13 protein-coding genes are annotated in these 13,111 nt (G+C 65.6%); 4 read left to right on the top strand and 9 right to left on the bottom strand.

Annotated features, from left to right (window positions below; genetic code table 11):
- Window positions 1-5: 5 nt before the first annotated feature.
- Entirely contained in the window at window positions 6-1,010 is a 1,005-nt protein-coding gene (locus QCE63_RS27275; protein WP_309837522.1) for an aldo/keto reductase, read from the bottom strand.
- Between the two features lie 120 nt (window positions 1,011-1,130).
- Between QCE63_RS27275 and QCE63_RS27270 the strand changes: the two genes are divergently transcribed.
- Complete coding sequence (locus QCE63_RS27270; protein WP_309837521.1) at window positions 1,131-2,036, top strand: LysR family transcriptional regulator; 906 nt, start codon at window positions 1,131-1,133, stop codon at window positions 2,034-2,036.
- A 10-nt stretch (window positions 2,037-2,046) separates the two neighbouring features.
- On the opposite strand, the gene QCE63_RS27265 is transcribed toward QCE63_RS27270, so the two are convergent.
- The 5 genes from QCE63_RS27265 to dinB all read right to left on the bottom strand — a co-directional run bounded on the left by QCE63_RS27265 (window position 2,047) and on the right by dinB (window position 7,137).
- On the bottom strand, window positions 2,047-2,925 hold the full coding sequence (locus tag QCE63_RS27265) for an ABC transporter permease (RefSeq protein ID WP_309837520.1): 879 nt from the start codon (window positions 2,923-2,925) through the stop codon (window positions 2,047-2,049).
- Window positions 2,922-3,746, bottom strand: coding sequence for an ABC transporter ATP-binding protein (locus QCE63_RS27260; protein ID WP_309837519.1), 825 nt, complete (start codon window positions 3,744-3,746; stop codon window positions 2,922-2,924). The genes QCE63_RS27265 and QCE63_RS27260 overlap by 4 nt, the downstream gene beginning before the upstream one ends.
- A 116-nt stretch (window positions 3,747-3,862) precedes the next feature.
- On the bottom strand, window positions 3,863-4,885 hold the full coding sequence (locus tag QCE63_RS27255) for an ABC transporter substrate-binding protein (RefSeq protein ID WP_309837518.1): 1,023 nt from the start codon (window positions 4,883-4,885) through the stop codon (window positions 3,863-3,865).
- 43 nt (window positions 4,886-4,928) lie between these two features.
- Window positions 4,929-5,834, bottom strand: a complete 906-nt coding sequence (locus QCE63_RS27250) for a TauD/TfdA dioxygenase family protein (protein ID WP_404990224.1) — start codon at window positions 5,832-5,834, stop codon at window positions 4,929-4,931.
- Between the two features lie 124 nt (window positions 5,835-5,958).
- Window positions 5,959-7,137, bottom strand: coding sequence for a DNA polymerase IV (gene dinB / locus QCE63_RS27245; RefSeq protein ID WP_309837517.1), 1,179 nt, complete (start codon window positions 7,135-7,137; stop codon window positions 5,959-5,961).
- 138 nt (window positions 7,138-7,275) lie between these two features.
- On the opposite strand from dinB, the gene QCE63_RS27240 reads away from it, so the two are divergent.
- Window positions 7,276-7,638 (top strand): GAF domain-containing protein, encoded by a 363-nt coding sequence (locus QCE63_RS27240; protein WP_404990223.1) that lies wholly within the window; start codon window positions 7,276-7,278, stop codon window positions 7,636-7,638.
- Between the two features lie 377 nt (window positions 7,639-8,015).
- Here the strand turns inward: QCE63_RS27240 and QCE63_RS27235 are convergent, their stop codons facing one another.
- Window positions 8,016-8,381 (bottom strand): hypothetical protein, encoded by a 366-nt coding sequence (locus QCE63_RS27235; protein ID WP_309837513.1) that lies wholly within the window; start codon window positions 8,379-8,381, stop codon window positions 8,016-8,018.
- A 280-nt stretch (window positions 8,382-8,661) separates the two neighbouring features.
- Between QCE63_RS27235 and QCE63_RS27230 the strand changes: the two genes are divergently transcribed.
- The gene (locus QCE63_RS27230) at window positions 8,662-8,841 is read left to right on the top strand and encodes a DUF3563 family protein (protein ID WP_309837511.1); all 180 of its coding nucleotides are present in this window, start codon (window positions 8,662-8,664) and stop codon (window positions 8,839-8,841) included.
- A gap of 29 nt (window positions 8,842-8,870) precedes the next feature.
- Here the strand turns inward: QCE63_RS27230 and QCE63_RS27225 are convergent, their stop codons facing one another.
- Both QCE63_RS27225 and QCE63_RS27220 read right to left on the bottom strand, forming a co-directional pair.
- Window positions 8,871-9,554 carry a response regulator transcription factor gene (locus QCE63_RS27225; RefSeq protein ID WP_309837509.1) on the bottom strand — a complete coding sequence of 228 codons (684 nt, stop codon included), beginning with the start codon at window positions 9,552-9,554 and terminating at the stop codon, window positions 8,871-8,873.
- A gap of 154 nt (window positions 9,555-9,708) precedes the next feature.
- Window positions 9,709-11,064, bottom strand: coding sequence for a HAMP domain-containing sensor histidine kinase (locus QCE63_RS27220; protein WP_309837507.1), 1,356 nt, complete (start codon window positions 11,062-11,064; stop codon window positions 9,709-9,711).
- A gap of 514 nt (window positions 11,065-11,578) precedes the next feature.
- Between QCE63_RS27220 and QCE63_RS27215 the strand changes: the two genes are divergently transcribed.
- Complete coding sequence (locus QCE63_RS27215) at window positions 11,579-13,108, top strand: MDR family MFS transporter (protein WP_309837505.1); 1,530 nt, start codon at window positions 11,579-11,581, stop codon at window positions 13,106-13,108.
- The last annotated feature ends 3 nt before the right edge of the window (window positions 13,109-13,111 follow it).

The following is a 13,111-nucleotide window of genomic DNA, read 5'->3' as shown; positions in this document are numbered from 1 at the left end:
GAACGCTAACCCTTCTCGCTGTCGAGATGCGCCATCTGCACGGCTTCGTAGCGATCGCCGGCCGCCGCGCCCTTCGGCACGGCCGCTTCCACGGCGGCAAGCTCGTCCGGCGTAAGCGTCACATCGAGTGCGCCGAGCGATTCCGTCAGCCGTTCCGGACGCCGCGCGCCGATCACCGGCACGATGTCCTTGCCCTGTGCCAGCACCCACGCGATGGCAAGCTGCGCCACGCTCACGCCCTTGGCCTCCGCAATCTTCCGCAAGGCCTCGACCAGCGCCAGATTACGTTCGACGTTGCCCTGCTGGAACCGCGGACTATACGCGCGCCAGTCGTTGGCTTGCGGCGCCGCCGCGCCCCAATGCCCGCTGATGAGTCCGCGCGATAGCACCCCATACGCCGTGATGCCGATGCCGAGCTCCCGGCACGCGGGCAGGATCGCCTCCTCGATGCCGCGCGAGATCAGCGAATACTCGATCTGCACGTCCACCACCGGATGCACGGCGGCCGCGCGGCGAATGGTCTGCGCGCCGACTTCCGAAAGCCCGACATGACGCACGTAGCCCGCCTGGATCATGTCGCCGATTGCGCCGACCGTGTCCTCGATCGGCACGTTCGCATCCAGCCGCGCCGGGCGATAGATATCGATCGTCTCGACGCCCAGGCGTTGCAACGTATACGCCAGCGAGTTCTTGACGGCGACGGGACGGCCATCGAACGCGATGAAGTTGCCCGCGGGATCGCGCATGCCGCCGAACTTCACGCTCAAGATGGCCGCGTCCCGGCGCGAGGGCGGCGCACTTCTGAGCGCCTCGCCGATCAGCAGTTCATTGTGGCCCATGCCGTAGAAATCACCGGTGTCAAGCAGCGTGACGCCGGCTTCGAGCGCGGCGTGAATCGTGGCAATGCCCGCCGCGCGATCCGACGGCCCGTACACACCCGACATGCCCATGCATCCGAGCCCGATGGCGCCGGTTTGCGGCCCGGTCCCGCCAAGTCTGCGTGATTCCATGCTGGTTCTCTCCTGTGGACTGGCGCCGCGCGAAGGGCGGCAATGCAGACCATTATGGGAGCAAGGCATGCGTGCGATAATCCATCCCAATCCGAACGGGCTGTGCGCCAAAGGCGAACAATGAGCGAACCCGATCTGTCCGATCTCCACGCGTTCCTGGCGGTCGCGCGCTCGCGCGGCTTCAGGCAGGCGGCGCTGTTGCGGGGCGTATCGGCGTCTTCGCTGAGCGAGGCGGTACGCCGGCTGGAAGCGCGGCTCGGCGTGCGGCTGCTCAATCGCACCACGCGCAGCGTCACGCCGACCGAAGCCGGCGAGCGCTTGATCGAACGGCTCGCGCCCGCGTTCGCGGAAATTGCCGGCGCGCTGGATGCCGTGAACGGCTTTCGCGACAGTCCCACCGGCACGCTGCGCCTGAACGTGCCGCGCATCGTCTCGCGCGAGATCCTGCCGCCCATCGTCGCGCGCTTTCTAACCGCGCATCCGGGCATCAAGGTGGAGATCACCGCAACGGACCGCTTCATCGACGTGCTCGCCGCCGGCTTCGACGCGGGCATCCGCTACGACGAAAGCATCGAGCGCGACATGATCGCCGTGCCCATCGGCCCGCGCATCCAGCGCTTCGTCGCGGTGGCCGCACCCGCGTATCTCGCCGCGCACGGCGAACCGAAGCATCCGCGCGATCTGGTGAATCACGCGTGCATCGGGCATCGGTTCGACAGCGGAGTGCTCGCCGCATGGGAATTCGTGCGCGGCAAGGAAACGATACGGATCGCGCCGCAAGGGCCGCTCGTGACGTCTTCGGTGGAAGTGGCGCGCGCCGCCGTCACGGCGGGCCTGGGGCTTGTCTATACCTTCGATGAGTTCGTGCGCGGCGGCATCGAAAGCGGCGCGCTCGTGCCGGTGCTCAAGCCGTGGTGGCAGAGTTTCACCGGCCCGCGCCTCTACTATCCGAGCCGCGCGCACATGCCGGGGCCGTTGCGCGCGTTCATCGACTTCATTCGCGCCGAAGACGACGCGACGCGTTGAGCGCCGCCGCTTACTGCTGCACGCCCCAGCGGCGCACCGTGACGCGCTCGATGGTATCGAAGACCAGATGCTCGACCGCCAGACCGATCACGATGACCGCCGCCAGTCCCGCGAACACGCGGTCCGTATAAAGCTCGTTGCGGTTTTGGAAGATGTACCAGCCAAGCCCGCCCTTGCCCGAACTCGCGCCGAACACGAGTTCGGCGGCAATCAGCGTGCGCCACGCGAACGCCCAGCCCACCCGCAAGCCCGCCAGGATGGAAGGCAACGCGGCCGGCACGAGAATCAGCAGCACGTGACGCAGGCCGGTCAGGCCATAGTTGCGGCCCGTCATGCGCAGGGTCGCGGGCACCGCCTGGAATCCAGCATACGTGTTGAGAGCAAGCGGCCACAGCACCGAGTGCACCAGCACGAACAGCAGGCTGCCCGTGCCCAAGCCGAACCACAACAGCGCGAGCGGCAATAGCGCGATGGACGGCAACGGGTTGAACATTGCGGTGAGCATCGAAAGGATGTCGCGGCCGATCCGCGTCGACACAGCCAGCGAAGTCAGCACGAACGCGAGCAGTGCGCCGAGCGCATAGCCGCGCAGCAGCACCGACATCGAGATGCCGATCTTCTCGATCAATTCACCCGACGCAATACCCTGCACGAACGCGATGAAGGTCGCGCTGAACGTGGGCAGCAGCAGGTCGTTGTCGACGCTGCGCGCCGCGATCTCCCACAGGCCGATCAACACCAGCGCGATGAACGTCTTGCGCAGCCAGGCCTGATCCAGCAGACGCTTCGAGAGCGGCAGCGGCGCCTCGTGGCCGATGCCTTCCGGCGCGGGCGGTTCGACTTCATACTCCGGCCGCACCGGCGGCACGATCAGATGCGGCGTGCTCATTGCGCGGCCTCCTCTTCGAACAGCAAGCGATGAATCCGGGCGACGCTCTGCTGGAATTCGCCGCGCCCCATGCTTTCCTGAGTGTATTGATGGCTGTTCAGTTCGGCGCGCACGCGTCCGGGATGCGGACTCAACAACAAAATGCGATTGCCGACGATCAACGCCTCTTCGATCGAATGCGTGACGAACAACAACGTAAAGCGCTCGTCGCTCCACAGGCGCAGCAGTTCTTCCTGCATGCGGCGGCGCGTGAGGGCGTCGAGCGCGGCGAACGGCTCGTCCATCAGGAGGACGCGCGGCTGCATCGCGAGCGCCCGTGCAATGGCGACACGCTGCTTCATGCCGCCCGAGAGCGTATGCGGATAGGCGTCGGCGAAAGAAGCGAGACCGACCTTGTCGAGATAATGCAGCGCGCGTTCACGCGCTTCGGCGCGTCCCAGCTTGCGCGCGGCGCGCAGCGGAAAGGCCACGTTCTGCACGACGGTCTTCCACGGCGGCAACTGGTCGAATTCCTGGAACACGACAATGCGATCCGGACCCGGCCCACGCACGCGTTCCCCGCCGATGTCGATCCGGCCCGCCACCGGCTCGATGAAGCCCGCGACCGCCTTCAGCAAAGTCGACTTGCCGCAGCCCGACGGGCCCAGCAGCACGAAGCGGTCCGCGCCGTAAACATCGAAGCTGACGTCGTGCGTGGCCCGCACGATCCGTTCGGGCGTGCGGTATTCGAGCGAAACGTGCTCCACGCTGAGCAACTTGCCGCTCGTCGAAGCGTGCGCTTCGGGGGGCGGTGAATATAGCGCTTGAGGGTTGGCGGCCATGTTGATTCTGCGCAGAGGCTGGAAAGCAAACGCTTACGATAGCGGCGCGCGCACCGTGCGAGAACCAATCATTGCGCATAACCAATCCACCTCCGCCGATAAACGCGCAGCCTGTCTCAACTGCCGTTCCTGGTCGCCGGATCGGTGAAGAAGTAGTCCTGCCACGACTTCGGCTCGTTCTTGATGACGCCGACCCGATGCATGAACTGCGCAAGTCCGAAGGTATTCTGCGGCGCCACCTTGAACTGCACTGCCGGATCCTTGATGACCTTGATCAGCAGATCGCGGTCGAGCCGCGCCTGATTCACGCGCAGATAAATATCGGCGGCCTGTTCCGGATGCTGCGTGATGAAGTTCGCCGCATCGGCGAGACCGGCGACGAACGCGCGATACGTCTTCGGGTTCTCGTTGCGGAACTTCTCGGTGGCATAGAGCACGGTTGCTGAACTCGGGCCGCCGAGCACATCGTAGGAATTGAGCACAATGTGCGCCTTCGGATTGCCAGCAAGTTCCTGCTGCTGGAACGGCGGATTGCCGAAGTGCGCATTGATCTCCGTACCGCCCGCGATGACCGCGGCAGCGGCATCGGGATGCGGCACCGCTTGCGTGTATTTGTCGAGGCGGTCGTAAGCCTTGTCGCCCCAGGTCTTCGCGGCGGCATACTGCAGCACGCGCGATTGCACCGACACGCCCACCGCCGGCACCGCGATGCGGTCCTTGTCGGTGAAGTCTGCGATGGTCTTCACGCGCGGATCGTTCGACACGAGGTAATACGGAAAATTGCCGAGCGACGCCACGCCCTTCACATTCTGACGTCCATGCGTGCGGTCCCAGATGGTCAGCAGCGGACCGACGCCGGCCGCCGCGATATCGACGGAACCGGACAGCAGTGCGTCGTTGACGCTCGCGCCGCCCGAGAGCTTCGCCCATTCGACCGTGATCTCGAGCCCTTCCTTCTTGCCCTCCTGCTCGATGAACTTCTGGTCGCGCGCGACGTTGAGCAACAGATAGACGACGCCGAACTGCTCGGCGACCCGAAGCGTGCCTTCGGCCCGCGCGCCCGCCGATGTCACGCCCAACGCGACCGCCAGCACGGCGCCGAGTGCGCGCGCCGCGCCCTTCCCTTTGCGAGACTGCATCGATGAAACCCCGTGATTGAATCGTTGATGTGCGGCTAAAGGATCAAAAAGGCGCGTCGCCTTCGATGGTCGTGCGATACAGCTTGCGGCGCTGATCGTCGGGCGTGCCGGCCGCGAGGTGCATCACCGAGCGGTTGTCCCAGAAGACCATGTCGCGCGGCTGCCATTGATGGCGATAGATGAACTCCGGCCGCGTGCTGTGCGCGAAGAGTTCAGCAAGCAAGGACTGGCTTTCGTCGTCAGGCAAGCCGATCACGCGCGTGGTGAAGTGCTCGCTCACGAACAGCGCGCGGCGCTTGGTTTCCGGATGCGTCCGCACGACGGGATGCGTCACCGGCTTGACCTGGGCAATCTGTTCCGCCGAAAGATTCGGCCGCCACGGGCTGCGCTTCTGCAATTCGGCGTACTTGGCCAGATAGGTATGCTCGGCGACGCGCCCTTCCACCGCTTTTTGCAGATGCGCGGGCAGGCTGTCCCAGGCGAGATGCTGGTTGGCGAACAGCGTGTCGCCGCCGACCGACGGCAGTTCCTGCGCATGCAGCAGCGATCCGAGGCTCGGCTTGTCCTTGTACGACAGGTCCGAATGCCAGAAATGGCCCGCATCGCCGAGGCCGATCGGCTTGCCGTTCTCAGTGATGTTCGAGACGATCAGCACTTCCGGATGGCCTGCGAGCCCGAACTGATGCAGCACGTGGATCTGCAACGGCCCGAAGCGCTTGCTGAATGCCACCTGCTCGTCCGGCGTGATGCGCTGGTCGCGGAACACGAGTACGTGGTAGTCCAGGTGCGCGCGATGGATGCGCGCGAAGTCGGCTGCCGACAGCGGCCGCGACAGATCGAGGCCGAGCACTTCGGCGCCGAGCGGGGCATCGAACGGATGGATCTCGATGGGTTGATCGGCAGCGGATGCTTGAATGTCGGCGTCTTGGGAAGCGGTGAGGGTCGTCACGGTCGAGTCGGTCACTTCATCGGTCACTTCGGGGAAGCGAATAATCTAGCGTGCCGCACGACGCCCTACAACGAAGCATCTGCGATGTGCTTATCTGCTCGCGTCATAAGCCTGAAGCGCCGGCTCATTCGCCCGGGTTGTCGAACGGCAGCTCGACCTGCGTGGGTTCTACGGGCGCGCTCTCGTCGTGGCCCGCCAGCGCACTGACGCGCACGCCGAGCAGACGAATACGCCGTTCGAGCGCGATGCGCTTCAGGCATTCGGTCGCGGCGCGGCGAATCTCGACGGGATCCGCCGTGGCAACCGGCACGGTCAGGTCGCGCGTGACGGTGCGGAAGTCGTCGAAACGCAGCTTGATGCCCACCGTGCGGCCGACATAACCCTTGCGCTGAAGATCGTCGGCAACGCGCGTGCAGAGCGCGGTGAACTCGGCGGACAGCGTCGCGCGATCCTGCTTCGGATGGAAGTCGCGTTCGAAGGTGGTTTCGCGGCTCATCGACTTCGGCGTGGAGCGGGTGACCACGGGCCGGTCGTCCTCGCCTTGCGCGATGCGGGCGAGCCACGCCGCGTAGGTGCCGCCGAAGTGCGTCTGCAACAAACCGGGATCGGCGGCGGCGATGTCGCCCACCGTATGGATGCCGAGCGCCGCCAGGCGCTCGTTCGCCTTCGGCCCGATGCCGTTCACCTTGCGCGCGGCAAGCGGCCAGATGCGGGTGGGCAGGTCGTCCATCGTCAGGATGGTGAGGCCGTCGGGCTTGTCGAGTTCGGAGCCGATCTTCGCAAGCAGCTTGTTCGGCGCGATGCAGATGGAGCACGTCAACCCGGTGGCTTCGTGCACGGCGTCCTTCATGCGGCGGCCGATCTCGGCGGGCTCGCCGGGCAGGTCGCCGACATCGATATAGATTTCGTCGATGCCGCGATTCTCGATCTGCGACGTGAAAGTGGCGACGGACGCCTTGAAGAGCCGCGAGTAATGGCGATACGACTCGAAATCGGTGGGCAGCAGGATGGCGTCGGGCGCGAGTTGCGCGGCCTTCATCATGCCCATCGCGGAAAACACGCCGAACTTGCGCGCTTCATACGTCGACGTGGTGACGACGCCCCGCCCCGCGTAGTCGCGCAGCCGGCGAAAGCGGCGCGTGCCGTCGGGCAGCGTTTCCGGCGTGGCGCTGCGGCCGCCGCCCACCACCACCGCCATGCCGCGCAGTTCGGGATAGCGCAGCAACTCCACCGATGCGAAGAACGCATCCATGTCGAGATGCGCGATGCGGCGCGGCGCCGGATGCGGAGCTTGCGAGTTCATCGGCGCGGCCGGTGCGCCGCGTCCGATGCGCAAACGACAGGTTTCAACGCATGGAACATGGGGGTGCGCGTTGCGCGGCGCGGCGAAAACGAGGAATGGCGTTACTGTACATTCATACAGTGATTTGCGCTAGAGAGGCTGCCGTGCGGCAGCGGGTTCACTCACCGGAAACGCCTCTCGCCTATACCTTGCACGGAGACGAACCCCGCGTTTGGGGATGATCGCTTCGGTTATCGCGCATGCTGGAGCTTTCCGGTGGACACGGCCGCCGGCACATTCATCGGCACCATGGCGATGTATCATCCGCGGTCGCGCCATCTGAACGATCGCCACCGGCAACTGGCCGCGCTCGTGACGAGCACGGCGTCGATCGTGATCGCGCGTCACGATGAAGCCGAGACGCGCAAATTCGCCGAGCGGGCGTTTCGCCGCAGCGAACAGCAGCCGCGCGTCTGGCTGGCCGGCAACTCCGATGTCGTCTACCGGATGAGCGCCAACTGAAGCAACTTATGGCTTCTTGACGGACAAACGCTGGTTGCCAGCATCGCGGAGCACGGCGCGACCTGGCTGAGCCGGAACATTCCTCCCGAGGATCATCGGACGGTCATCAGGAAGATCAGGCGCGCGATCCGGTCCCGTTCGGTCTTCGAACTGGAGCATTGAGTGAAACGGGACGACGGCACGCTGGCGCACGTGTTTTCCCGCGCTATTCCGAAGTGCAGGCGGGCGGGAAGGCAGGCTAGCCATGACGACGGTCCAGGACCCGCTGGAGACATTGCCGGCCGTCGGCGTGTCCTGGAAAGGCGAATGTTTTGCTGCGTCCTGCAGGACGAGGTCTTTCGCGGAAGGTGCTCGGCAGTATCGGAGCACGCCGCGTCTCACTCCGGCGTCCGCTTCTCCGCGAGCGCCCGGCGGCAATCGTCGAACACCTGCCGCACGACATCCGACTGATAGTTGAGGTCTTCGCTGTCGAGAATCTCCTCGACGGCATCGCGCGCCCAGTCCGCTTCGAGCAGCGCGCAATGTTGGGTGGCGATGTCCCGCGCGATGGCCGCGAGCTTGGCGATGGTCAGCCAGTCGGCCAGCCGCTGATGCCGGTCCAGCCACTTGTGCGCCGCCTGCACGTGGAAGGAGGCGGCCGGCCAGGCGCCGTTCAGGTAGAACGCGCCGAGACTGCCGCACGTGAGCCAGCAGAGCAACTCGATGCGGTCGCGGGCACTCAGGGTACGGGGCACATCGTTCATGGCGGCCTTCACGAAGACGATCGACGAATGCGCGAAACGCGCGGCGTTCCGCTTGAAAACCCGCTTTGAAACCGTATGAAAGACGATATCACGGGATGGTGCGGCGCGGCAGTGCGATCACGCCGCACAGCCGCGACGACAGTGCGCTGGCGAACGCTCAGGCATGCCATGGAGGGCGCATTGCGCGTGCCCGCGCGCGCTCATTCTTCGCTAATGGACGCGGCCTAATCTGCTCTTGTCGGCCCGCGGTACAGGCCGTTAATCACGACGGGAGTCCATCATGTTCGAACGTTTCTCGAAGTCACTCGGCAGCTTCTTTTCCAGCCACGACGCACAGGAAGACTATTTGTCCTCATCCACCGATCTCGCCGACCTCGAACGCCGCATGCGGCAGGTCGAAGAACAGGATCACACGTACGGCATGCACTTTTACGGCGAGGTCGGGCATCACGGCCACTGACGCCGCAGCGCGGCGCGCGCCGCCGAGCGCTACTTCGCGTCCTCGCGGCCAGCCTGTCCGAGCATCACGGTCCAGCCGAGCCCGCGCACGTTGCGAATCACGCTCGCGCCGAACTTCTTGCGCACGGAATGGATGAGCACGTCCACGGCGTTGCTCTCCACTTCCTTTCCCCAACCGTACAGCCGGTCTTCCAGCTGGTCGCGAGAAAAGATGGTGCCGGGACGTTCGAGCAGCGCGTGCATCAGCGCGAATTCCCGCGCCGACAGCACGCCCGACGTTTCGCCGCAGGTGAGCGTGCGCTGGTCGAGATTGAGGTTAATGGAATCGTCGCCGAGACGGGACACCGCATAGCCCGCCTTGCGGCGCAGCACCGCGCGAATGCGCGCGAGCAGTTCCGGCATGTCGAAGGGCTTGAGCAGATAGTCGTCGGCGCCGAGATCGAGGCCTTGCACGCGCGTATCGAGATCGTCGCGCGCGGTGAGGATCAGCACCGGCGTCGCGTTGCCGGCCGAGCGCGCCTGCCGCAGCAGTTCAATGCCGCTCATGCCCGGCAAGCCGAGATCGAGCAGCACCACGGTGTAGTCGGCGGCGCCCAGCGCCTCGCGGCCGGCCTGGCCGTCACGCACCCAATCGACGGCATAGTCCGCGTCCTTCAAGGCCCGCATCAGGCTCGTGCCGATCTGGATGTCGTCTTCGATGAGAAGAATGCGCATGCTCTACCCCGCCCCCGTGAAACCCAACGGACCGCATGGCGCCGCCATGCGGACAGGAATGACGCGCGTAGCGCGCCCGCATTGCAACGGGACCCTTTACCCCGCGTGTCCCTCAGCGAATGCATTGTAATCGGCGCGAATTGCGCCGTCTCGTTCAGGCACAAACAGAATCAGGCGCGGCCACGCTTTCCGTGACGGCTTCGGTCACGAAGCCGATCGACGCGACAATGCCCGATTGCCCGTCATCGCGGTTGCGCAGCGTGACGTCGCCGCCGTAGCGCGCGGCAATCGCCTTGACGATGGACAGCCCCAGCCCGCTGCCCTCGATATCCGGACAGGCCCGAAAGAAGCGGTCGAAGACGCGCGGCAGCAAGGCCTCGTCGATGCCCGGGCCGGTATCGATCACGTCGATCCATACCCGTTCGCCGTCGCGCCGCATGCGCAGGTCGATGGTGCCGCCGTCGGGCGTATAGCGCACCGCGTTCGATACGAGATTCTTCACCGCCATGCCAATGTCCGTCTCGATGGCCCGGACGTGTGCGCTCACCATTTCCTCGGCGCCGATATCGAGGCCGCGCGCGATGGCGATCGGCAGGACATCGGCGACCGCGCCCGTCACGATTTCCGACAGATCCACGCGCGCGAGCGGCGCGGCGCTGTTCACGGCCGCATCCGCGCGCGCGAGGCGCAGCAACTGCGCGATCAGCTTGCCGCTGCGCGCGATGCCACGGCGCAGTTCCTGGAAGCGCTCCTGGTTGCCCGGAGCGATATGCGGCGCCAGAGCGTCCGCCTGCAACTGCAGCGCGGTGAGCGGCGTGCGGAGTTCGTGCGCGGCATCGGCGATGAACTTGCGCTCCTTGTCGATGGCGCCCGCGAGGCGCTCGATCATCGTGTTGATCGACTCGATGAAGGGCTTGATCTCGGTCGGCACGCCGACCAGCGAAAGCGGCTGAAGATGACTCGTGTCGACGCCCTGCACCTCGCGGCCCAGCTCGTTCAGTTGCCGCAACGAACGGCGCACGACCAGCGCGACCAGAACCCACACGAGCGGCAGCAGCACGACCGTGGGCCACAGCGCGAGGGTGGCGGTTTCTTCGGTCAGATCGTGGCGCACGGCGGAGCGCTGGGCGACCTGGATGGTCATGGTCGGCTCGCGACGCGTATAGATACGCCATTGCTCGCCGTTGGCCGTCACGTTGGAGAAGCCGGGAGTGGCGTCGCGCGGAAAGCGCAGCGAAGGCTCGGTGGTGCGGAACGGCACGGTCTCGCCCGGCTTCCACACGACCACCACCACGTCGCGGTCGTCCTGGCTGCCGCGCGACGGATTGGCGGGAATGCCCTCGGCGAAACCGTCGCGCATGCGCGTCGCCACCTGCACGAGGCGCGTATCGAGCAGCGCGTTGGTGCCGGCCTGGCTCAGCTTGTAGGAACTCACGCCCTGGATCACGCCGATCACGGTCACGAGGATGCCGAGCGCGACGACCAGTTGGTTTTTCAGCGATTTGATCATGCGAGTCTGCCGCCTCCGGAAGGAACGGGGCGCGCCTGCGGGCGCAGCTTCTGCCGGTTCGATTTTAAGCGACATTCGCGGAGATTCCGGTAGAAAAGAACACCAAGGCGCCAGGCGCCGCGGTAAAAAATGGGCCAGCCCGTCGGGGCCGGCGCCAAGGCTGAGGAGTGACTACGAGAACGTGAACGGACTGGGGAAGTACTCGGGGGAAGCACTATCCATCCACGTAATCCAGCGTAGCGGCGAAGAATTAGCGATTAATGAGGAGCGCGGCCCCGGTCTCATAGGGTCGAACCGCACGTTCGACCCTCGCGGCCGGCGCAAGCAGCATCGGCCCGCACGGGATAACATTGCACGGGTCGCCCGTTCACCGGCAACGCCGCTCCGGACGAAAGCCAATCGCAAGAATAATCACAGGCCGGAGCATCGCCGCTGTCTCTTCCATTCACGTGCAGCCCCGCACATGCGCAACGGCATCGGTTGCGCGGCGGGCAGCGCGTCTTTCGACCACCGCATGTCACAGTCCCGTCAAACCGTTCGTCCTCTTGTCATTGCCGCCATCATGGCCTCGATGGCCATGGTCGCGATCGAGGCCACCATCGTCTCGACCGCCATGCCGCAGATCGCCACCCAGCTCGGCGGTCTCAATCTCTACAGCTGGGTGTTCTCGTCGTTCCTGCTCACGCAGACCGCGCTCACCGTGGTGTTCGGCAAACTCTCCGACATCTTCGGGCGCAAGCCGGCCGTGCTCACGGGCATCGTGATCTTCCTGATCGGCTCGGTGCTGGCGGGCTTCGCGTGGTCGATGCCCGCGATGATCGTGTTCCGGCTGATCCAGGGCGTCGGCGCGGGCGCGATCCTGCCGGTGGCGCTGACGGTCGTCGGCGATCTCTATCCGGCGCGCGAACGCGGCAAGGTGCAGGGCTATCTGGCGAGCGTGTGGGCGGTATCGGCGGTGCTCGGGCCAATGGTCGGCGGCCTCCTGATCCGCCAGTTCTCGTGGGCCTGGATCTTCTGGATCAACGTGCCGATCGGCATTCTGGCCGCCGCGCTGTTCATGTTCTTCCTGCACGAGGAAAAGCGCCATGACCGTCCGGCGATCGACTTCGGCGGCGCGTTCCTCTTCACCGCCGCCGTCGCCTCGCTGATGATGGCGCTCACCGACGCGGGCCACGCCAGCAATACGCGCGTCGGCGTGGAACTGGCCGTGCTGCTGCTGAGTTGCGTGCTGTTCGTCTGGCAGGAACGCCGCGCCGCCGACCCGATGATCTCTTTCAGCCTGTGGTCGCACCGTCCGATCGCGGCCAGCAACGCGGCGACCGTGCTCGCCGGCATGGCGATGATGGGCCTCACCACCTTCCTGCCGATGTACGTGCAGGGCGTGATGCACCGCACGCCGGTCGAAGCGGGCCTGGCGCTCACGATGATGATGATTGGCTGGCCGAGCGGCGCGACCTTCACGTCGCGCACCTTCACGCGCTTCGGGCTGCGCCGTCTGCTGATGATCGGGCCGGTGTTCATTCCGCTCGGCTCGCTGCCGTTCGTGCTTCTGGGACCGGAATCGAGCCCGGTGTGGGCGGGCGTCGGTTCGGCGATCGTCGGCTTCGGCATGGGCATTACGAGCGTGTCGTGCCTGATCCTGATCCAAGAAATCGTGCAGCCGCTCGAACGCGGCAGCGCGACCGCCTCGAACCTGTTCTCGCGCAATCTCGGCAACACGCTCGGCGCGGCCGTGTTCGGCGCGGTGCAGAACTACGGACTCACGCACACGGACGGCCTGCCGCCCGTCCATGCCGATCAGCCCAAGCAGTTGCTGACCTCCGTGACCGGCGACTTCGCGGCCAACGAGGACATTCGCCTCGTGCTGCATCATTCGCTGCACCTGACCTTCACGGCGATGTTCGTGATCGCGCTGGGCGCCGTGGTGTCGATGCTGTTCATGCCGAAGATCGATTTGAGCCGAAAGCGCGAGACGGTCGGGGCCGTTGGCGCGACGGATGCAACAAGCGCGGCGAAGAACGCGGCAAACCAGGCGTTCCACTGACGC

The organism is Caballeronia sp. LZ065, assembly GCF_031450975.1.
Taxonomy (GTDB): domain Bacteria; phylum Pseudomonadota; class Gammaproteobacteria; order Burkholderiales; family Burkholderiaceae; genus Caballeronia.
The sequence above is the reverse complement of the archived record's forward strand: the minus strand, read 5'-3'. Positions and strand labels throughout refer to the sequence as shown.